The organism is Loigolactobacillus bifermentans DSM 20003 (assembly GCF_001434575.1).
GTDB lineage: Bacteria > Bacillota > Bacilli > Lactobacillales > Lactobacillaceae > Loigolactobacillus > Loigolactobacillus bifermentans.
Window position 1 is genome coordinate 1 of the sequence record NZ_AZDA01000119.1, and the last position, 204, is coordinate 204.

Consider the following 204-nt stretch of genomic DNA (forward strand, 5'->3'; position numbering starts at 1 on the left):
AATTATACTAAATCAGAGTCTCTATTTAACTTGTACACTTTTTATTCTAGGCCCAGAGAAGCACATCAAGAACGTGGAAAATTACCTGTACGGCACCATGCAAAACCTATTTGGCGTTTGGTGGAATAAACAAGCGGCTAGAGAATATGGGGTTAATGGAACATCCATACGAAAAGTAGCGGTAGGAAGCCGAACACTCAGAAT

General features: G+C 40.2%; 1 pseudogene. It reads left to right on the top strand.

The annotated features are described in order from the left end of the window. Window position 1: 1 nt before the first annotated feature. Window positions 2-204: pseudogene (locus tag FC07_RS12750) on the top strand (hypothetical protein); the annotation flags it as partial.